1 protein-coding gene is annotated in these 1,092 nt (G+C 65.0%); it reads right to left on the minus strand.

What is annotated here, in order from left to right:
* A partial coding sequence (locus H8F21_RS29330; protein WP_203585848.1) for a hypothetical protein occupies positions 1 to 1,092 on the minus strand: 1,092 nt, incomplete at both ends.

Consider the following 1,092-nt stretch of genomic DNA (forward strand, 5'->3'; position numbering starts at 1 on the left):
CTTGTAGATAAAACCGTCGCGGGCGTCGAAGCCTGCGCTGCCACGGCCGATTGTGTTGATCGAGGCCCCCTGCTCAACGACGATCGAGCCAGTTTGACTGACTAACAACACCTCGGGCGCGGCCAATACAGCACCCTCGCGCAGCACAATGTTGCTCCTGGCGCCGTTCACCCCTTCCGCAAACGTGATGTAGCTACCCGACTGGCCATAGGCAACGTAGGGCAAGCCCCCAATGATCAGGCGCGATGCGCCCAGCGCATTGAGGCTGTCGGCGCTGAAGGTAATCCCCCTGAAACCCTGGGTTGCCGCTTGATCTGCCGCGACCACCTCAATGCCGCCCCTGGCCAGGTCGACCACGGCAACGGTGCCGCCGTAACCACCCGCCGCCGCATCGAAACGACCCATGCCCTCAAAGGTGAACGCACTCGCCCCGCCCCCCGCACGCATGGCCAGCTTCAACGTCTTGGCATCGACTTCAAGCATCGCGCGCGGCACCCCAAGTTTCGCCGCATCCGCACGGGCAAACTGCGCGTAGCTGGTTTCGTTGTATTGGGAATAACGGCGCAAGGTGTCGGCCGACGTCAAGATCAACTGGCTCGCCAGGCTGTCGCGGATCCCCGTATTGGCAATCGACAAATGCCCGGCGGTAGACCACGAGCCATTGCGCATCAACTGCGTGGCCCCGCCGCCGACACCGGCCAGGCCGTTGATCTCGACGCGGAAGGCGCCCGGCAGCAACGCATAGGTCGACGGCATCAGGGTGTAGGTGCCCGCCGGCAACCCCGGTACGCCGGCGCCGATGGTGATTTGCTGGCCAATCAACGGCGCAACCGCACCGCCCTCACCGCCCGCAGGCGCAGCGACCGGCTGCACCCCCGGTACGATCGCGTAGACCGGGTTGGTGGACAGGCCCGGCAATACAAACCCGCCGTTGGCGCCAAATTGCACCAGCGGGTTAAAGCGTGCGTCCGTCGAACCACCGCGCCCAGACACAAAGCCTGCCCCCAGCAGCTCACCACCGCCGGAAAGATCCAGCGTGGCATCCGCCAGCACGGCGACCGACTTGCCGCCCAATATCACGCCAACCGCGAG

Origin of the sequence: Pseudomonas arcuscaelestis (assembly GCF_016881005.1) — a bacterium.
In the GTDB taxonomy this organism is placed as follows: domain Bacteria; phylum Pseudomonadota; class Gammaproteobacteria; order Pseudomonadales; family Pseudomonadaceae; genus Aquipseudomonas; species Aquipseudomonas arcuscaelestis.